We start from the raw sequence: 17,474 nt of genomic DNA on the forward strand, positions 1-17,474 counted from the left end.
TCATGCCCGCCAATCTTGGCCCTTGCAAGTCCTTGCCCGGCAGTGCTTCAAGCGGCTTCTCCATTACGGTTTGGACATCGGGGACAGCGCATGGCGCGATATGATGTGGTGATCATCGGCGGGGCGATCGTCGGAAGCTCGATCGCCTACTATCTGCGCGAGGAAGGATTTTCCGGCTCGATCGCGCTGGTGGAGCGCGACCCGCAATTCACCCATTCAGCGACGACACTGTCCTGCGCCTCGATAAGGCAGCAGTTTTCCATTCCCGAAAACATAAGGCTTTCGCAGTTCACGCTGGCGCTGTTCCGGCGGCTGGAGCAGGAATTCGGCGAGGGCGCCGATATCGGTTTTCGCGAGGGCGGTTATTTGATCCTTGCTGGCGAAAACGGGCTGCCGATCCTCGAGCAGAACCACCGGGTGCAGATGGCCCAAGGGGCCGACATCGTGCTGGAAGACGCGGCGGCCTTGGAGCGGCGGTTTTCGTGGCTCTCGACGGAGGGAATCACAGCGGGCGCGTTCGGGCGAACCGGCGAGGGCTGGTTCGACGCGCATGCCATGCTGATGCTGTTCCGCAAGGCGCTGCGCGGGAAGAACATCGATTTCATCTCCCAGGCGGTCACCGGCATCGAGCGTGACCGCAACTGCGTGACGGCAGTCATGCTCGACAACGGCGACAGGCTGGAGGCAGGCACCGTCGTCAATGCGGCGGGGCCGTCAGCCGGCAAGGTGGCTGCGATGGCCGGGCTGGCGCTGCCGGTCGAGCCGCGCAAGCGCAGCGTCTTCGTGTTCGAGGCGATGGAAAAATTCGCCGACATGCCGCTGCTGGTCGATCCGAGCGGTATCTATGTCAGGCCGGAAGGCTCGGTCTACATCACCGGCGGCGCCGAGCCTGAAGAAACTGATGGCCCGGCCGATCCAGCTGATTTCGATCCCGACTGGCCGCTGTTCGAGGAGGCGATCTGGCCGGTGCTGGCGACGCGCATCCCCGCCTTCGAGGCGATCAAGCCGACCCGCGCCTGGGCCGGCCACTACGACTACAACACGCTAGACCAGAACGCCGTCATCGGGCCGCATCCGGAGGTGGGGAATTTTGTCTTTGCCAACGGATTTTCCGGCCACGGCCTGCAGCAGGCGCCGGCGGTCGGCAAGGCGATCGCCGAACTGCTGGTCCATGGCGGGCACAGGACGATCGACTGCTCGGCGTTCGGCTATGCGAGAATCGCCGAAAACAGACCTTTCCGCGAACTCAACGTGATCTGAGGGCGGGCTCTCTGGCTCAGAAGTCGAAAATCTCGCCGAGCAGCGACTTTTTCTTCTTGTAGGGCCGATGCTCCTGCTGGCTGGAGGAGCGATGTTCCGGCCGACCATAGCGGTCGTCGTCGCGAGGCTTTTGATAGCTCTCCTCCGGGGCGGATCGCTCGATGATCTTGTCGAGTTCGCCGCGATCAAGCCAGACGCCGCGGCATTTCGGGCAGTAGTCGATCTCGATGCCCTGACGCTCGGCCATCACCAGTTCGGTATTATCCAGAGGACACTGCATCGTTGCTCCTTGGTCTGATTTTCCTGAAGCGCAGATAGGGAGACAGGGCGGCACTTCAAGCGATGCAGGTCTGGCCGGGCGCATCGCTCTTTGATTCGGCGCGGGATTTGTGTAGAGCGATGGCGAGGAATTTCCGGAACGATATTCAGGCCGAAAACCATGGAAAAATTCAACAAGCTCACCGGCGTTGCGGCACCCTTGCCGATCGTCAATGTCGACACCGACATGATCATTCCCAAGGACTATCTGAAGACGATCAAGCGCACCGGGCTCGGCACCGGCCTGTTCGCTGAGATGCGCTACAATGACGACGGTTCGGAGAACCCGGATTTCGTGCTCAACAAGCCGGCCTACCGCAAGGCGCAGATCCTGGTCGCCGGCGACAATTTCGGCTGCGGCTCGAGCCGCGAGCATGCGCCCTGGGCGCTGCTCGACTTCGGCATCCGCTGCGTCATCTCGACCAGCTTCGCCGACATTTTTTACAACAACTGCTTCAAGAACGGCATTTTGCCGATCACGGTCAGCCCGGAAGACCTGGAAAAGCTGATGGACGACGCCTCGCGCGGCTCCAACGCCACGCTCTCCATCGACCTCGAAGCCAAGGAAATCCGCGGACCGGACGGCGGCGTGGTGAAGTTCGACCTCGACGAGTTCAAGCGGCATTGCTTGCTCAACGGCCTTGACGATATCGGGCTTACGCTGGAAAAGGCAGCGTCGATCGACAGCTTCGAGAAGAAGAACGCCGAGAGCCGCCCTTGGGCATGACGCGAAAGCTCATCTCCACCGGTTCCCCCTTCGAAAAAACCGCCGGCTATTCGCGCGCCGTGGTGCAGGGCGACTGGTGTTTCGTTTCCGGAACGACCGGCTACGACTATGCGACCATGACGATGCCGGAAAGCATCGAGGCGCAGACCCGCAATTGCCTGGCGACGATTTCCAAGGCCCTGGACGAAGGCGGCTTCTCATTGGCCGACGTCGTCCGCGCGCACTATTACATCACCGACGCGGCGTTCGTGGATCTGGTGTTTCCCATACTCGGCGAGGCGTTCGGCGAGATCAGGCCTGCCGCGACGATGATCGTCTGCAGCCTGAACAAGCCCGAAATGAAGATTGAGATCGAAGTGACTGCGCTGCGGCGAAGCGCCTGACATCAAGCGAGACGCAGGCCGAGATGTTCGGCCATCGGCGTGAAATCTCGATCTTGATGAAGAAGTGTGTGACCATGCAGAATACAATATGTCGCGATTATCAGATCGATCGTTTTGCGCACGGTAACGCCATGCCCACGCAAGACCCGGAAGTTGCGCGCTGTCTCAATTGCCACGTTGCGATTCAGCATTTCGACTGTCGGGAATTGGTCCAATTGGCTTTTTAGGAGATTGGCGTGGCGCTCATTTCGGGCGCCTTGCAAAACCTCTAAAAGAATCAGGTCTCCTAACAGGACTCTCTGTTGGACGACAGCGGCTCTGAAGGCCCGAACGGAATCGGAATCCTGACCGCGCAACTCTGCGATCAATACCGAGCTATCGACGATCATGAGGCCTCGTCGAAAAACCGGCCTTCACGCATTTCGTCGAGATCGCCAATCCACCCAGTGCCTCGGATCGCGTCGAGCGCCTTGAGTTGCTTGTTTGCGCGAACCATGCGCCGCAAAGCTTCTTCAACCGTAGCTTTCTTGCTCGACTTGCCGGCGATCTTCATGGCTTCGGCCAGCAGCTTATCGTCAATGTCGATATTGGTGCGCATGGCAGCCTCGATGTGTATTTCTTGAACAAAAGATACACATTCAAGTGCAAGCCATCAAGTGTGCGATGACCCAGCTCGGCATTCTCCTTGCGTCCGAACAGCTCTGCCGCTAGCAAAGCCGCGATCCATTGCATTCAGGAGACGTCAATCCATGGCATCGCGCAAACTCCTCCTTCTCCCCGGCGACGGCATCGGCCCCGAAGCGATGGCGGAGGTGCGAAAGCTCATCGCGGCAATGAACGAGGCTTTCGGCTCGGGCTTCGAGACCGAGGAAGGGCTGGTCGGCGGCTCGGCGTATGACGCGCATGGAGCGGCAATTTCCGATGCGGACATGGCCAAGGCGATGGCGGCCGACGCGGTGCTGTTCGGTGCGGTCGGCGGGCCGAAGTGGGATGCAGCGCCTTATGAAGTCCGCCCGGAAGCCGGTCTTTTGCGCCTGCGCAAGGACATGCAGCTTTTCGCAAATCTTCGCCCTGCCATCTGCTATCCGGCGCTCGCGGCATCCTCTTCGCTGAAGCCGGAGGTCGTTGAAGGCCTCGACATACTGATCGTGCGGGAACTCACCGGCGGCGTCTATTTCGGCGAACCAAAGGAAATCATCGACCTCGGGAACGGCCAGAAGCGCGGCATTGACACGCAGGTCTATGACACGTTCGAGATCGAGCGCATCGCAGGCGTCGCTTTCGAGCTGGCGCGGACGCGGCAGAACCGCGTCACTTCGATGGAAAAACGCAACGTCATGAAATCGGGCGTGCTGTGGAACGAGGTGGTGACGCAGACGCACAAGGCGAAATATTCCGACGTAAAACTCGACCACATGCTGGCCGACGCCGGCGGCATGCAGCTTGTCCGCTGGCCAAAGCAGTTCGACGTGATCGTCACCGACAATCTGTTCGGCGACATGCTGTCGGACGTGGCCGCGATGCTGACCGGCTCGCTCGGCATGTTGCCGTCGGCATCGCTTGGGAGCCCGGACGCGATTACGGGCAAGCGCAAGGCGCTCTACGAGCCGGTGCATGGCTCGGCGCCGGACATTGCCGGACAGGGCATCGCCAACCCGATCGCGATGATCGCGTCGTTCGCGATGTGCCTGCGCTACTCGTTCAACATGGTGGCGGAAGCCGACCGGCTGGAAGCGGCGATCTCCGCCGTGCTCAATGACGGTCTGCGCACGAAAGACATTCTTTCGCCCGGAATGACCGAGGTCGGCACGGTTCAGATGGGCGACGCCATCACCGCGAAGTTTCTGGCGCTTTCGGCATGAATTCCCGCTGACTGCTTCACAGGAAAGCGATCCAGCGCCCGGCAAGCAGCGCTGCGATCCAGGTCGTCAGCGACAGAAGCGCCCCGGCCCTGAGTCCGGGGCTTGCAATGCCATCCGTCGATACCTTTCGCCATCCGGCGCTGAAGCGGATGGTGATCGCGTTGATCGTGCCCAGCGCCACCAGCGAAAGCTTGGTCAGAAAGGCCGCGTTTGCAGCGTATTCCAGCGGCTGGACCGAAAACAGCAGGAAACCGGTGGCAACCGCGAGCACCAGGCCGCCTGCTGAAATCGCCGTCATCACCCTGAGGAACGAACCTGCCGGAAGGCTGGGGAACAGTCCGAGTATCCGGAGATCGGCGGGCAGGATCGTGCCGATCAGCAGCGTCAGCGCGAAGATGTGCGTCGCGTTAAGCAGCGGATATGCATAGATCGAGCGGCGGATGAGCGCCGCCACCTCCCAGCTGTGCAGCGCATGCAGCCACTCCACCAGCATGCCGGTCAGGCGCCCGGCACGCGGTTGGGATAGACGTCGAATGTGTTGCCGTTGACGACGACGCGCGCCGCTTTCATACGCCGTTCCGCATGATCGCGCGAACGGAAGCCGACGCAGGTCACCGTATCGCCGGTTTTGGCGGCGCTCTCGTCGAAGCCGGCGCGGGTGGTCGGCGCGAGCGGCGCAAGATCGACATTCCACAGCCCATCCTCGGCACGGACTTTCAGCGTCACATGCGGATTGCCGATATAGATGTCCTCGATCGTGCCGGTGAGTTCGAACGGGTCATCCTCGGTCCACGCCCAGCCATGGTGGGCGAGCGCCGGCGTGATTGCCGTCAAACACAGCAAGGCGGCGAGAAGCGTCCGTCGGCAAACATTCGTGTCGGCACGGTCCATCATGGCCAGCTCCTTTCCGGTCATGCATCAAGGGTATGGCCGCTCGTCCGATGGTCAAGTCACAAGCTGCTGATCGCTCCTCACATTGACTCTTTGCCCGAACCGGATAAAAGGCAGCCGCGAACAGGATTTTCACGATGCGCGGCCTCTTGATGGCGCTCTTTGCATTCGACTTCCCGGGCCACGATTCCGATCGTGCCGGACGCGGACGCGCATCCTTCCGTTCCACCAAAACCACGGCCAAAGCGACCACCAAAACGGTCTGATTTCCCTTGGCCTGCTCACCCTCTCCCGGGTCCGGCCCGGGGGATGGAACCCGCTCCGGCCGGCGGGTTTTCTCCAGAAACGAGCGGAGAGGGACAGGAGAACTAACATGGGCTTCAAGGTTGCGATCGTCGGCGCCACGGGCAATGTGGGCCGGGAAATGCTCAATATTCTAGAGGAGCGCGGCTTTCCCATCGACGAGGTCGTGGCGCTTGCCTCGCGCCGCTCGCTGGGTACCGAAGTGTCGTTCGGCGACCGCACGCTGAAGGTCAAGGTGCTCGACACCTACGACTTTTCCGATACCGACCTGTGCATCATGTCTGCCGGCGGCAACGTCTCGAAGGAGTGGTCGCCGAAGATCGGCAAGCAGGGCTGCGTCGTCATCGATAATTCGTCGGCCTTCCGTTACGACCAGGACGTGCCGCTGATCGTGCCGGAGGTCAATCCGGATGCCATCTCGCTGTTCACGCGCAAGAACATCATCGCCAACCCGAATTGTTCGACGGCACAGCTTGTCGTGGCACTGAAGCCGCTGCACGACCATGCCAGGATCAAGCGCGTTGTCGTGGCGACCTACCAGTCGGTTTCCGGCGCCGGCAAGGAAGGCATGGACGAACTGTTCACACAGACCCGCGCAGTGTTCGTGGCCGATCCGGTCGAGGCGAAAAAGTTCACCAAGCGCATCGCCTTCAACGTCATCCCGCATATCGACGTGTTCATGGATGACGGCTTCACCAAGGAAGAGTGGAAGATGGTCGCCGAGACCAAGAAGATGCTCGACCCGAAGATCAAGCTGACAGCGACCTGCGTGCGCGTGCCGGTGTTCATCGGCCATTCGGAAGCGGTCAACATCGAGTTCGAGAATCCTATCACCGCCGACGAGGCGCGGGAAATCCTGCGCGACGCGCCGGGCTGCCTGGTCGTCGACAAGCGGGAAGACGGCGGCTACGCGACGCCGATCGACACGGCCGGCGAGGACGCTACCTATATTTCGCGCATCCGCGAGGATTCGACGATCGACAACGGCCTGTCCATGTGGATCGTCTCCGACAATTTGCGCAAGGGCGCCGCACTCAATGCGGTGCAGATCGCCGAACTGCTGGTCGAGCGCGGGTTGATCACGCCGAAGAAGAAGGCGGCCTGATTGTCATCCGCCGATGTGGCGCTGCGTCCGGCCACCGGGTCGGACGCTCGCGACATCGCAAGGATCATGCGGGCAGCGCTCGGATCGTTCGCGTGGATGCCGACGGTGCATACGCCGGACGAAGATCTGGCGTTCATCAGCGGGACCGTGCTGCCGCGGCAGCGTGTGACGGTCGCCGAAGCCGGCGAGGGCATCGTCGGCTTCATTGCTATCCAGGGCGAATGGGTGGAGCAGCTCTACATCGATCCCGCCTGGACCGGCCGCGGCATCGGCAGCCGGCTTCTCGGACTGGCGACCGCAGGCATGACGGAGGTGAAGCTGCACTGTTTTCAGGCCAATTCCGGCGCGCGGCGTTTCTATGAACGGCACGGATTCACGGCCGCAAAGTTCAGCGACGGCTCAGGAAATGAAGAGAAGCTCCCCGATATCCGGTATCTGAGGCGAAGCTGACGCTGCACTTCGCACTTGTGCCGCAGAGACAGTTCCTTTTCCGCCCGTGCGAGGCGCTTTCTGCCTTCTCCCCTTGTGGGAAAAGGTGGCCGACCCTGAGCTTCGCGCCCTTCATTCCCGGCTGCGCGACCGCGCCGGGCGGGCAGGTTCGGCGTCCGGATCGACGGTGCGCGCCTCCGAAGGAAGCATCACCGGTATGCCGTCGCGCACAGGATAGGCGAGTTTGGCCAGCCGCGAATAGAGCTCGGATTTCTCTTCATCCCAGACCAGCGGGCCCTTTGTCAGCGGACAGGCAAGCAATTCGAGCAGCTTGACGTCGATTTTGAGGTTCTGCTCTTTCCGCATCGCCACACACCTCTCCCGGTATCACTACTGCAGGCTGGAGCCGAACTCGTTATCTTCGCGCGCCAGCGCCATTTCGGTGATCGCGATCAGCGTATCGGCGCGCGTCTTCAAGTCCGGTGCCTCGAGTAGCGCCTGCTTTTCGGCCGCGCCGTAAGGCGCCATCATAGACAGCGCGTTGACCAGCATGGCGTTTTCGGCGCGGCTGACGCTGTCCCAATCGGCTTCCAGATCGTTGGCCTGCAGATAGGAGCGGAAAGCCTTGAGGAGCGCCGGCCGGTTGACGTCCCCGGCGGCTGGGTCCTCCTTCAAATCGGCCAGGAAGGGCATGATGCGGCACTGCCTGAACGGCGTCTTCACGGTCACCTCCTCGGCGATCCGGTAGCGGCAGACGCCCTGTAGCGAGATCAGATAGCGGCCGTCGCCGGTTTCGGCGAGCGATGTGACCCGGCCGAGGCATCCGACCTCGCAGATCTCCGGCTCGCCATCACCGCGCATCGACCCATCGAGGGCCGGCTGCACCATGCCGATCAGCCGCGTTCCCGACATAACCTCGTCGACCATCTGCAGATAGCGCGGCTCGAAGATATTGAGCGGCATGCGCCCGCCCGGCAGCAGCAGTGCGCCAGACAGCGGAAACACCGCGACTACGGTGGGCAGATCGGATGGGAGCCGGTAATGGGCGTTTCCCGCCTGCATCTCATTCTCCGTTCCGGCGATAGCCCTGAATCTGGAGCATTTGCCGGAATCCGCAAGTCAATTCAGTCCTCCGAACGGAACAGCCGGCGTGTTTCCATTCAAAGCAGGCAAGCCGCTAAGAAAATAGCAGCGACGACAGCTTGCGCCGCGCGCCGAGCGTCACCTCGTCGGTTGGGCCCCAAGCCTCGAAGAACTGCAGAAGCTGGGCGCGCGCGCCGTCATCCTTCCATGTCCGGTCAGCCTTGACGATCGCCAGCAGATTGTCGGCCGCCTCTTCCCGCTGCCCGAGCGCATTCTGGATCATGGCAAGGTCGAAGCGGGCCTGATGGTCCTTCGGATCGGCGGCAAGGCGGCGTTCCAGTTCTCCCGGATCGCCGAGCGCGGCGGCCTGCTCGGCAAGTGCGAGCTTGGCGCGGACGGCGGCGATTGCGGGAACATCCTTCTTGTCTTCCGGGACGCGCGCCAGAACTTCCTGCGCAGCCGCGCTGTCTCCGGCCTGGAACAGAATGTCGGCAAGGCCGGCGATCGCGTCGGCATTGTCGGGAGCCTGCGCCAGAACGGCGTCGTAGATCTGCGCAGCGTCTTGCAGGTCGCCGGCATCGCGCGCCTCGGCGGCCGCAGTCAGCGCGTCGGCGATCTGCGCCTGGCCGTCGCCCTTGCCGGCGACCTTGTCGACGAAATTGCGGATCTGGCTTTCGGGGATGGCCCCCATGAAGCCGTCGACCGGCTGGCCGTCCTTGAAGGCGATGACCGCCGGGATCGACTGGATGCCAAGCTGGCCGGCAATGGCCGGGTGCTCGTCGATGTTCATCTTGACCAACTTGACGCGGCCGGCGGCGGCCTGCACCACCTTTTCGAGGGCTGGCGCGAGCTGCTTGCACGGGCCGCACCAGGGCGCCCAGAAATCGACCAGCACCGGCTGGCGGCGCGATTCCTGGATAACGTCGGCGGCGAAGCTCTTGGTGGTGACGTCCTTGACTGTGAAGGGTTCGACCGCGAGCGGCGCTGCTGCCGGGCCGGGCGCGGGCTCGCGCGCCGGCGGCTGGCCGTTGCCGTACTGCACGCTGGTGGAATACTGACTTCCCATGCCGCCGAACGGATTGTCCTTGGTGTTCATTGCTACCCTTTCGGTCGCTGCCGGTCCGCCATCGCGGCGTGGTCGCCATTGCCGGCGGCCCTGCGCCACCATGTGGCATTCATGCTGATACTTTCAAGATATGAGGCTCGTGTCCGGTCGCCCGAACGAAGGCGAGGAGGTCGCCGCCGGCGATGGACGTGGTCGCTTCATTGGTCAGCGGATGCGCATTGACGATCTCCTCCCGCATCAGCGCCTCGTCGATAACGAATTTTACCCGGCCGGCCGTATCGTTGATCAGGCCGAAGGCGGTGACCGCGCCGGACGTGACGCCCAAAAGTTCCATCAGCGGCTCAGGCTTGCCGAACGAAACCCGGCTTGCTGCCCCGATGACATGGTGGATCTGCTTCAAATCCACTTCCGCCTCTTCGCCGACCGTGACGAGGAAAAAATTGTCCTTCTTGTCCTTGAGGAACAGGTTCTTGGTGTGTCCGCCAGGAATCTCGCCGCGGAGCGCCTGCGAATCGGCAACCGTGAACAGCGGCGGATGGGATTTTGTCCGGACCGAAATGCCGAGACCGTCGAGATAGGCGAAAAGGTCTTCGGGCGATTTCGGCATGGCTGCAATTTTCCGGAGCGAACGCTGGTCGGCACCGGTTTATGACCAAAGCCGGCCGCAAGACAAGACCGGAAGCGGCGGGCGCAGCCGAAGCCGAGGACGAGCAAAAGCGCCGCACGAACACCCGCCATTTCCCTGTTGCAATCGGCTCGCTCTTCGGCCATATAGGCGCGGCTTGCGGCCGACGCCGTGCGAGCGGGTGTAGCTCAGGGGTAGAGCACAACCTTGCCAAGGTTGGGGTCGAGCGTTCGAATCGCTTCACCCGCTCCAGTTTCTTCCAGGAAATCAAGCAAATGAAAAGCCGCGGAATTCCGCGGCTTTTTCGTTTTGGAACCAATGTAAATCGCGACCGGCCAAGAGGCGTTCCGCTTTCGGGTAACCTCAAGCGTACAGCGGCGCATCCGAGGCGGCGTCGATCGCGATTGTCACCTAATGATCCGTCCGGGAAGACCGTTTGGTGGCTTGACTGAGGTGGATCAGGCTTGCGATGCCGGCATCCTTGAGCATCGTAGCCGATGAGCTTAGAGCCCTGATCGGCGTTGAAGATGTGAGACTTGCCGTAGCGGGTGATCGTCTCTCCTGCACGTCGTGGTGCATTATGCTCGCTTCTTGCTGGTTGCGCGTACTTTCGCCGACCTGGCGAGGTCCATCACAGTTAGATGTCGACTGTCATAAAAAGTTCATAAAAGTTTCACAAAAGGCCGTGCCGGTGCGGAGCTTTTTCGGTACTCAATAGTTCTCGCCGGATGGCTCACCGTCGAACAGATTTTGCCCTCGCTCTAAGTGCGGCCCTTCTCGCGGTAGCGTTTTCCCTTTTTGTGCTGGTCATTTGGTTCGACGTCGAGATGGTATTGCCGAGAGGGTGATATGGCTGCTTTCGTCGAAAAGACGTCGTTGCCGGAAGCGCGATCTTTCGAGACATGGAAAACCGGGCTTGCGATCGTCGCGGGATTTTCTTTGTTGCTTCTTTGCGCCAGCATCGGCCAGGACCTGACGTTATACGTTGGGCCGCATCCGGACTTGTCGGCCAAGGTTTGGCTTCTCGATGTGGATGTGGAACGAAGCGCCTTCACCTGGATCTCGGTCCTGTCGCTCTTTACTGCGGCAGGCCTTCTTTTTCATCGCCGCGGACGACGCATCTTCGCGTCGTCATCCCTTCAAATGGCATTGGTATTTCCTGGCGCTGCTTTTTCTGCTGCTTTCTTTCGACGAATTCTGTGGCATCCACGAAAAAGTCTCTTCCGCACTGGGTTCCCGAATGGACAATTCGGGGCTTTTGTATTTTGCCTGGGCCGCCCCAGCCGGTGTCCTCAGCCTGGCTGGATTGGTTGCCTACATGCCCTTTATTCGCGCGCTTCCGCCCAGGATTGGCATGTTGTTTCTTCTATCGGCGGCGCTTTTTCTGAGCGGCGCCGTCATCCTCGAAATGTTCGGGGGCAGCGTTGCGGAAGCGGAAGGCGTCGAGTCGGTCCGCTACCGGATACTCACCAACATGGAAGAGGGGCTGGAACTCGCCGGCATACTAGCCTTCATCTATGGGCTTCTGCGGTATCGCGAAGGCCATTTTCCATCCCGCCAAAACTTATGACCACATTGCTGGGCCGGCGCACGCCAAGTCCTGGTATTCGGCGAATTCCGCAGCTTTTTCGCGTCTGCCCGCGACAAAACCGCGCAATGGAATTTTCGCGGCAAATCACGCTATGATGCTGTCGCATTCCGCGGGATCGGAGGTTTCCCCGGATTGCGGAGGAATCGGGGCATGGCGATTGCGCTTGTACTCGTTCTGGTCGTGGTGGGCTCGGTCCTGTTCCACGCCTTGAGCCCTTGGTGGTGGACGCCCATCGCCTCGAACTGGGGCTATATCGACTCGACGCTGATCATCACATTCTGGATCACCGGCGCCGTGTTCGCCGCCGTCGTGCTGTTCATGGCCTATTGCGTCTGGCGCTTCCGCCACAAGGAAGGCAATGTCGCCCACTACGAGCCGGAGAACAAACGGCTGGAATGGTGGCTGACCATCCTGACCGGGCTCGGCGTCACGGCAATGCTGGTTCCCGGCCTGTTCGTGTGGAGCCAATTCGTCACGGTGCCCGCCGACGCCACCGAAGTTGAGGTGATAGCCCAGCAATGGCAGTGGAGCTACCGGCTGCCGGGGGCGGACGGCAAGCTCGGCACCTCCGGCAGTCATCTGGTCAGTCCCGAAAATCCGCTGGGCGTCAATCCGGACGATCCCAACGGCCAGGACGACGTGGTCGTCGAGGCCGCGGACCTGCATTTGCCCATGGACAAGCCGGTAAAGATGCTGCTGCGCTCGATCGATGTGCTGCACGATTTCTACGTGCCCGAGTTCCGCGCCAAGATGGACATGATTCCCGGTTCGGTCACCTATTTCTGGTTCACCCCGACGCGGACGGGAACCTTCGAGGTGCTGTGCGCGGAACTCTGCGGCACCGGTCACGGTTTCATGCGTGGCATCGTCATGATCGATACCGCGGAAGATTACGCCACGTGGCTCGGCGAGCAGTCGACATTCGCGCAGCTTTCGACCCCCGAGCAGGTCGGCGCGACCGAACAGACGGTGGTGCGGCCTTGAACGGGGAGGCAGCAGCGTAGGAGATTTTGACGGCGGTCCTGGTCCGCAGGACTTGCCGCCGAAGAGTGCAAGGGAGGCGAACCGATGGTCGATGTCACACCTGGCGCCGTGGATGTCATCCCGCCGGCCGAAGTGCCGGAGGTCGAACTTTACCATCCGCATAGCTGGTGGACCAAATACGTCTTCTCGCAGGACGCGAAGGTCATAGCCATCCAGTATTCGGGCACCGCGATTGCCATCGGCATGGTGGCGCTGGTGCTGTCGTGGCTGATGCGGCTGCAGCTCGGCTTCCCCGGCACCTTCGACTTCATCACGCCCGAAGCCTATTACCAGTTCATCACCATGCACGGCATGATCATGGTGATCTACCTGCTCACCGCGCTCTTCCTCGGCGGCTTCGGCAACTATCTCATCCCGCTGATGGTCGGCGCGCGGGACATGGTGTTCCCCTATGTGAACATGCTCTCCTACTGGATCTACCTGCTGGCGGTGCTGGTGCTGGTCGCGAGCTTCTTCGCCCCCGGCGGCCCGACCGGCGCCGGCTGGACGCTCTATCCGCCGCAGGCGATCCTCGGCGGCACGCCCGGCGGCCAGCAGGCCGGCATCATCCTGATGCTGGTCTCGCTGATCCTGTTCATCATCGGCTTCACCATGGGCGGCCTGAACTATGTCGTCACCGTGCTGCAGGGCCGCGCCCGCGGCATGACGCTGATGCGCATGCCCTTGACCGTGTGGGGCATCTTCACCGCCACCGTGATGGCGCTGCTCGCCTTCCCGGCACTGTTCGTCGCCAGCGTGATGATGCTGTTCGACCGCGTCCTCGGCACCAGCTTCTTCATGCCGGCGCTGGTCGAGATGGGCGAGCAGCTGAGCTATGGCGGCGGCAGCCCGATCCTGTTCCAGCACCTGTTCTGGTTCTTCGGCCACCCGGAGGTCTATATCGTAGCGCTGCCCGCCTTCGGCATCGTCTCCGACCTGATCTCGACCCATGCGCGGAAAAACATCTTCGGCTACCGCATGATGGTGTGGGCGATCGTCGGCATCGGCGCGCTCTCCTTCATCGTCTGGGCGCACCACATGTATGTCTCGGGCATGCATCCTTATTTCGGCTTCTTCTTTGCAACAACAACACTGATCATCGCGGTTCCCACCGCCATCAAGGTCTACAACTGGGTGCTGACGCTGTGGCGCGGCGACATCCACCTGACCATCCCGATGCTATTTGCGCTGGCTTTCATCGTCACCTTCGTCAATGGCGGGCTGACGGGGCTGTTCCTCGGCAATGTTGTTGTTGACGTACCGCTCTCGGATACGATGTTCGTCGTCGCGCATTTCCACATGGTCATGGGCGTCGCGCCGATCCTCGTTATCTTCGGCGCGATCTATCACTGGTACCCGAAAATCACCGGGCGGATGCTGAACGAGGCGCTGGGCCAGTTCCACTTCTGGGTCACCTTCGTCGGTGCCTATGCGATCTTCTTCCCGATGCACTATGTCGGGCTGGTCGGCGTGCCCCGCCGCTATCCCGAGATCGGCGAGCCGGCCTTCATCACCGCGCCGATAGAGAATCTCAACGCCTTCATCTCCGTGGCGGCACTGGTCGTCGGCTTCGCCCAACTGGTATTCCTCTTCAACCTGATCTGGAGCATCTGGAACGGCCGCGAGGCGGGCGGCAATCCGTGGCGCGCCACCACGCTGGAATGGCAGACGTCCGAAACGCCGCCTCCGCACGGCAATTTCGGCAAGGAGCTGCCGATCGTCTATCGCTGGGCCTATGATTACAGCGTGCCGGGAGCGAAAGAAGATTTCATCGCCCAGAACGATCCCGGCACCGGCAGGCCCGCCACGGGGCTGGCATGAGCGTCGTACTGGTATTCCTGCTTGTGATCGCCGGCATCGCCGGTTGGTGGCTCTTGAACCAGGGCGTGATGTCGAAGCCCTGGCTGGAGCACGGGCCGGCCGGCGCTTTGCCCGAAATCGACGTGACAGGCATGCCGACCGCCAAAATCGGCCTCGGCGTGTTCCTGGCAGTCGTGGGGTGCTTGTTCGCGCTGTTTGCGAGTGCTTATTTCATGCGCATGGAGCTGTCGGACTGGCAGCCGCTGCCGATACCGCGCCTGCTGTGGCTCAACACCGGCGTGCTGGTTCTTTCCAGCGTCGCGCTGCAATGCGCGGTGGTGGCCGCCCGCCGCGGCCAGATCGATATGGTGCGGCTCGGCCTCGTCACCAGCGGTTTCACGACGCTCGCCTTCCTCGCCGGGCAACTGGCGGCGTGGCGCGAGCTTTCAGCAAGCGGCTACCTGCTCGTCTCCAACCCGGCCAACAGTTTTTTCTACATGATCACCGGCATGCACGGCCTGCACATTGTCGGCGGCCTGGTGGCGCTCGCCCGGACGACGGCGGGCGCCTGGGGAAAATACTCCCCCGACCGGCTGCGGCTCAGCGTGGAACTGTGCGCCATGTACTGGCATTTCCTGCTCTTCGTCTGGCTCGCGGTCTTCGTGCTTCTGGCCGGCTGGGCCGCCGACTTCATCGACATTTGCCGACAACTGCTGACCTGAAGGACAAAGCGGATGGCAGAGACGACGCTGACGAACACAACCGGGATCGGCCCGCGGCCGGACGGCTTGCGAGGCATCGCTTCGGACTGGTCGTCCGACCAGCGGGCGTTCAAGAACGTCTCCTGGGGGAAGGCCATGATGTGGATCTTCCTCCTCTCCGACACGTTCATCTTCGGTTGCTTCCTGCTCTCCTACATGACCGCGCGCATGTCGACCGTGACGCCATGGCCCAATGCGAGCGAGGTTTTCAGCCTGCATATCGGCGATGTCAGCGTTCCGCTGCTCCTGATCGCCATCATGACTTTCGTCCTGATCTCGTCGTCCGGCACCATGGCGATGGCGGTCATGCAGGGCTACCGGCGCAACCGCAAGATGTCGGCGATCCTGATGCTGGTCACCGCCGCGCTTGGCGCGACCTTCGTCGGCATGCAGGCCTTCGAATGGACCAAGCTGATCAGCGAGGGCGTGCGGCCATGGGGCAATCCGTGGGGGGCGGAGCAGTTCGGCGCGACCTTCTTCATGATCACCGGCTTCCACGGCACCCATGTCACGATCGGCGTGATCTTCCTGATCATCGTTGCCCGAAAAGTCTGGCGCGGCGATTACGATGTCGGCGAACGGGGGTTCTTCACGAGCCGGCGAGGCAATTACGAGAGCGTCGAGATCATGGGCCTTTACTGGCACTTCGTCGATCTCGTCTGGGTCTTCATCTTCGCATTTTTCTATCTTTGGTGAGAGGCGGACATGGCTGAAGCAACGGTACACGGCTCGGAACATAGCGCGCATGCTCACGGGCACGACGCGTTGGCGACGACGGCGCATGCGGAGGTGCATCAGGAGCACCCGATCAGGCTCTATCTCATAGTCTGGGGGTGGCTGTTCATTCTCAGCGCCTGCTCCTATTTCGTCGACTATGCCGGTTTCGAGGGCTATCTCAGATGGACCCTGATCCTGATCTTCATGGTGCTGAAGGCGGGGCTGATCGTCGCCGTGTTCATGCATATGGCATTCGAACGGCCAGCGCTCAGCTGGGCAATCCTGCTGCCGCCGGTGGCGGTGCTGGTTTTCGTAGCGCTGATGGTGTTCGAGGCCGACTATACGGCCCTGACGCGCCTGAACTTCTTCGGCACGGGCGGATAGGGTCGAAGGGCGGGGATGACCGGCGCAGAATGCGCCGGTCGTAACAAAGAAAAGCTTGTCAGCGCTGGACGCGCCGCCTCTTGGCCGGCGGGGTTTCGACCACCTTCCGGTAGAGATGCCAGGTCGAGTGGCCGAGCACCGGGATGACGATGGCGAGGCCGACAAAGAGCGGCAGCGACCCCAGGAAGAGCGCGACCGCGACGATCAGTCCCCACAATAATATCGGAACTGGATTCGTAATCATGGCCTGCGCGGACGTCTGGAGCGCGGCAGCCGCGCCGACGTCCCGGTCGAGCAGGAGCGGAAAGGTGATGACTGTGCTCAGAACGACCACCGCGAACAGGAAGCCGGCCAGGTTGCCCAGGATGATCAGGGTCCAGCCTCGTTCGGTGGTGAGCACGTCGGCGACAAACGCCGTAATGGATGCCGGCACGTCTGCGCCGTACAGCCAGTTGAACAGCGCCTGCGCTGTAAGCAGCCAGGCTACGAACAGCCCCACCAGCAAGACACCGACCGCGATGATGGCGGGGATAGCCGGGGAGTTACGCACCTCGAGCGCATGCGTCCAGGACGTGTCGAGGTTGAGTTCCCGCCGCCGGCTTATTTCATAGAGACCGATCGCGGCCAATGGTCCAAGCAGGGCGAATCCCGTCGCGAGCGGATATATCAACTGCAGCGCGTTGCCGCCCGAGGACCACGTGATCAGGATCACACCGACGACGGGGTAGATCAGGCATAGAAATACGTAATGCGACGGCTTATCCCAGAAATCGTCCAGCCCCCGGCGCAGTGCATCGAATATATCCGCAATCGTGATGCGACGAACCGTGGGTTGAACCACGGCCTTCTTTTGGTTGGGGCCTGCAAGCACGTGAAAATTCGCCATGACCATTTTTCCTCCTGGACCAGGTCCGGTGTGGTCGCGATTCACGGTGCTGCCGTCCAGCGTGACTGGCCACGCGAAACCGCGACCTGCACCGCGCTCAACATAACTTGCCTGGGACGATTTGTCGCCCCCCGCCGACGCACTTCGAGCCGCTCTTCTGGCGTTGCCGGCCGTTCTTCGCTACTCTTGCCGAAACGGCTTTGGGGATCAGGCGATGGACGCAAAGACGGTGTTCATTGTCGGCCTGGGCACGGCCATCC

23 protein-coding genes and 1 tRNA gene are annotated in these 17,474 nt (G+C 61.7%); 13 read left to right on the forward strand and 11 right to left on the reverse strand.

Annotated elements, in window-relative coordinates:
- Positions 1-90 precede the first annotated feature (90 nt).
- Positions 91-1,260 carry an NAD(P)/FAD-dependent oxidoreductase gene (locus tag ACG873_RS23965; RefSeq protein ID WP_394888254.1) on the forward strand — a complete coding sequence of 390 codons (1,170 nt, stop codon included), beginning with the start codon at positions 91-93 and terminating at the stop codon, positions 1,258-1,260.
- A gap of 16 nt (positions 1,261-1,276) precedes the next feature.
- Here the strand turns inward: ACG873_RS23965 and ACG873_RS23970 are convergent, their stop codons facing one another.
- Positions 1,277-1,540 carry a zf-TFIIB domain-containing protein gene (locus ACG873_RS23970; protein WP_394888257.1) on the reverse strand — a complete coding sequence of 88 codons (264 nt, stop codon included), beginning with the start codon at positions 1,538-1,540 and terminating at the stop codon, positions 1,277-1,279.
- Between the two features lie 159 nt (positions 1,541-1,699).
- On the opposite strand from ACG873_RS23970, the gene leuD reads away from it, so the two are divergent.
- Both leuD and ACG873_RS23980 read left to right on the forward strand, forming a co-directional pair.
- Entirely contained in the window at positions 1,700-2,305 is a 606-nt protein-coding gene (gene leuD / locus ACG873_RS23975; RefSeq protein ID WP_394888259.1) for a 3-isopropylmalate dehydratase small subunit, read from the forward strand.
- Positions 2,302-2,688, forward strand: a complete 387-nt coding sequence (locus tag ACG873_RS23980; RefSeq protein WP_394888260.1) for a RidA family protein — start codon at positions 2,302-2,304, stop codon at positions 2,686-2,688. Before leuD ends, ACG873_RS23980 begins: the two co-directional genes overlap by 4 nt.
- A 2-nt stretch (positions 2,689-2,690) precedes the next feature.
- On the opposite strand, the gene ACG873_RS23985 is transcribed toward ACG873_RS23980, so the two are convergent.
- Together ACG873_RS23985 and ACG873_RS23990 are read right to left on the reverse strand one after the other, a co-directional pair.
- Entirely contained in the window at positions 2,691-3,077 is a 387-nt protein-coding gene (locus tag ACG873_RS23985; protein ID WP_394888262.1) for a PIN domain nuclease, read from the reverse strand.
- Entirely contained in the window at positions 3,074-3,286 is a 213-nt protein-coding gene (locus ACG873_RS23990) for a type II toxin-antitoxin system VapB family antitoxin (RefSeq protein WP_394888265.1), read from the reverse strand. The genes ACG873_RS23985 and ACG873_RS23990 overlap by 4 nt, the downstream gene beginning before the upstream one ends.
- 151 nt (positions 3,287-3,437) lie before the next feature.
- On the opposite strand from ACG873_RS23990, the gene leuB reads away from it, so the two are divergent.
- On the forward strand, positions 3,438-4,550 hold the full coding sequence (gene leuB / locus ACG873_RS23995) for a 3-isopropylmalate dehydrogenase (RefSeq protein WP_394888267.1): 1,113 nt from the start codon (positions 3,438-3,440) through the stop codon (positions 4,548-4,550).
- 16 nt (positions 4,551-4,566) lie between these two features.
- Here the strand turns inward: leuB and ACG873_RS24000 are convergent, their stop codons facing one another.
- A complete protein-coding gene (locus ACG873_RS24000) occupies positions 4,567-5,043 on the reverse strand; it encodes a DUF2214 domain-containing protein (protein ID WP_394888270.1) in 477 nt (158 codons plus the stop codon).
- A 5-nt stretch (positions 5,044-5,048) separates the two neighbouring features.
- Complete coding sequence (locus tag ACG873_RS24005) at positions 5,049-5,444, reverse strand: DUF6152 family protein (protein ID WP_394888272.1); 396 nt, start codon at positions 5,442-5,444, stop codon at positions 5,049-5,051.
- Between the two features lie 370 nt (positions 5,445-5,814).
- Between ACG873_RS24005 and ACG873_RS24010 the strand changes: the two genes are divergently transcribed.
- Both ACG873_RS24010 and ACG873_RS24015 read left to right on the forward strand, forming a co-directional pair.
- On the forward strand, positions 5,815-6,849 hold the full coding sequence (locus tag ACG873_RS24010) for an aspartate-semialdehyde dehydrogenase (protein ID WP_394888273.1): 1,035 nt from the start codon (positions 5,815-5,817) through the stop codon (positions 6,847-6,849).
- The gene (locus ACG873_RS24015) at positions 6,850-7,299 is read left to right on the forward strand and encodes a GNAT family N-acetyltransferase (RefSeq protein WP_394888275.1); all 450 of its coding nucleotides are present in this window, start codon (positions 6,850-6,852) and stop codon (positions 7,297-7,299) included.
- 111 nt (positions 7,300-7,410) lie between these two features.
- Here the strand turns inward: ACG873_RS24015 and ACG873_RS24020 are convergent, their stop codons facing one another.
- The 4 genes from ACG873_RS24020 to ACG873_RS24035 all read right to left on the reverse strand — a co-directional run bounded on the left by ACG873_RS24020 (position 7,411) and on the right by ACG873_RS24035 (position 10,034).
- Positions 7,411-7,644 carry a Trm112 family protein gene (locus ACG873_RS24020; protein ID WP_394893677.1) on the reverse strand — a complete coding sequence of 78 codons (234 nt, stop codon included), beginning with the start codon at positions 7,642-7,644 and terminating at the stop codon, positions 7,411-7,413.
- Positions 7,645-7,668: 24 nt separating this feature from the next.
- Positions 7,669-8,340, reverse strand: a complete 672-nt coding sequence (locus ACG873_RS24025; RefSeq protein WP_394888278.1) for an LON peptidase substrate-binding domain-containing protein — start codon at positions 8,338-8,340, stop codon at positions 7,669-7,671.
- Positions 8,341-8,455: 115 nt separating this feature from the next.
- On the reverse strand, positions 8,456-9,457 hold the full coding sequence (gene trxA / locus ACG873_RS24030) for a thioredoxin (RefSeq protein ID WP_394888279.1): 1,002 nt from the start codon (positions 9,455-9,457) through the stop codon (positions 8,456-8,458).
- Between the two features lie 79 nt (positions 9,458-9,536).
- The gene (locus ACG873_RS24035) at positions 9,537-10,034 is read right to left on the reverse strand and encodes a prolyl-tRNA synthetase associated domain-containing protein (protein WP_394888280.1); all 498 of its coding nucleotides are present in this window, start codon (positions 10,032-10,034) and stop codon (positions 9,537-9,539) included.
- 195 nt (positions 10,035-10,229) lie between these two features.
- Between ACG873_RS24035 and ACG873_RS24040 the strand changes: the two genes are divergently transcribed.
- Positions 10,230-10,304: transfer RNA gene (locus tag ACG873_RS24040), tRNA-Gly, on the forward strand.
- A 509-nt stretch (positions 10,305-10,813) separates the two neighbouring features.
- On the opposite strand, the gene ACG873_RS24045 is transcribed toward ACG873_RS24040, so the two are convergent.
- Complete coding sequence (locus ACG873_RS24045; protein WP_394888282.1) at positions 10,814-11,065, reverse strand: hypothetical protein; 252 nt, start codon at positions 11,063-11,065, stop codon at positions 10,814-10,816.
- Positions 11,066-11,085: 20 nt separating this feature from the next.
- On the opposite strand from ACG873_RS24045, the gene ACG873_RS24050 reads away from it, so the two are divergent.
- From ACG873_RS24050 to ACG873_RS24075, 6 genes are all read left to right on the forward strand, one after another.
- Complete coding sequence (locus ACG873_RS24050) at positions 11,086-11,622, forward strand: hypothetical protein (RefSeq protein WP_394888284.1); 537 nt, start codon at positions 11,086-11,088, stop codon at positions 11,620-11,622.
- A gap of 171 nt (positions 11,623-11,793) precedes the next feature.
- Entirely contained in the window at positions 11,794-12,627 is an 834-nt protein-coding gene (locus tag ACG873_RS24055) for a cytochrome c oxidase subunit II (protein ID WP_394888286.1), read from the forward strand.
- An 84-nt stretch (positions 12,628-12,711) separates the two neighbouring features.
- Complete coding sequence (gene ctaD, locus ACG873_RS24060) at positions 12,712-14,487, forward strand: cytochrome c oxidase subunit I (RefSeq protein WP_394888288.1); 1,776 nt, start codon at positions 12,712-12,714, stop codon at positions 14,485-14,487.
- Positions 14,484-15,188 carry a cytochrome c oxidase subunit 3 gene (locus ACG873_RS24065; protein ID WP_394888291.1) on the forward strand — a complete coding sequence of 235 codons (705 nt, stop codon included), beginning with the start codon at positions 14,484-14,486 and terminating at the stop codon, positions 15,186-15,188. Before ctaD ends, ACG873_RS24065 begins: the two co-directional genes overlap by 4 nt.
- Before the next feature lie 12 nt (positions 15,189-15,200).
- Complete coding sequence (locus tag ACG873_RS24070) at positions 15,201-15,923, forward strand: heme-copper oxidase subunit III family protein (RefSeq protein ID WP_394888293.1); 723 nt, start codon at positions 15,201-15,203, stop codon at positions 15,921-15,923.
- A 9-nt stretch (positions 15,924-15,932) separates the two neighbouring features.
- Complete coding sequence (locus tag ACG873_RS24075) at positions 15,933-16,328, forward strand: cytochrome C oxidase subunit IV family protein (RefSeq protein WP_394888294.1); 396 nt, start codon at positions 15,933-15,935, stop codon at positions 16,326-16,328.
- Between the two features lie 58 nt (positions 16,329-16,386).
- Here the strand turns inward: ACG873_RS24075 and ACG873_RS24080 are convergent, their stop codons facing one another.
- On the reverse strand, positions 16,387-17,214 hold the full coding sequence (locus ACG873_RS24080) for a DUF2189 domain-containing protein (protein ID WP_394888296.1): 828 nt from the start codon (positions 17,212-17,214) through the stop codon (positions 16,387-16,389).
- Positions 17,215-17,474 lie beyond the last annotated feature (260 nt).

Source organism: Allomesorhizobium aridi, from assembly GCF_043769475.1.
In the GTDB taxonomy this organism is placed as follows: Bacteria; Pseudomonadota; Alphaproteobacteria; order Rhizobiales; family Rhizobiaceae; genus Allomesorhizobium.